Here is a 420-nt window from a genome sequence, read left to right as displayed (position 1 = left end):
GCTGCGAAGTTTCCTTCGTAGCGAGCCGCCCATTATAGCCGGCTTTTCCGCTTCGTCAACACCTTTTTTCAAGGCCGCCTCACCGAAGTGGACGTTGTTGCCGATGCTGCTTCGTCGTTGGACCCGAAGGCCTTTCGTCGTTGCGAGCCGCCTATTATGGCAGGCTTTTCAGCTTTGTCAACAACTTGTGAGAGGAACTTGAAGCTCTTCGTGAAGTTGTTGCTGTAAGTCCAGGTCGAAACCTGAGGCTTGCAAAAAAAGGAAAACCCCGCTGCATGAGCAGCGGGGTTTTCGGGTATAAACCCTGGCGATGACCTACTCTCGCATGGCTTAGGCCACACTACCATCGGCGCAGCTACGTTTCACTTCCGAGTTCGGGATGGGATCGGGTGGTTCCATAGCGCTAATTTCACCAGGGAG

Annotated in this window: 1 rRNA gene; it reads right to left on the bottom strand. The window is 53.8% G+C overall.

Annotation, left to right across the window (positions count from 1 at the left end):
• Positions 1–302 precede the first annotated feature (302 nt).
• Positions 303–417: ribosomal RNA gene (gene rrf / locus MRBLST15_RS10245) — 5S ribosomal RNA — on the bottom strand.
• Between the last annotated feature and the right edge of the window lie 3 nt (positions 418–420).

Origin of the sequence: Stenotrophomonas sp. LST15-1-1.1, assembly GCF_040815575.1 — a bacterium.
GTDB lineage: Bacteria > Pseudomonadota > Gammaproteobacteria > Xanthomonadales > Xanthomonadaceae > Stenotrophomonas > Stenotrophomonas lactitubi_B.
Note: the sequence above shows the minus strand (reverse complement) of the source record. Positions and strands in the feature narration are given on the sequence as shown.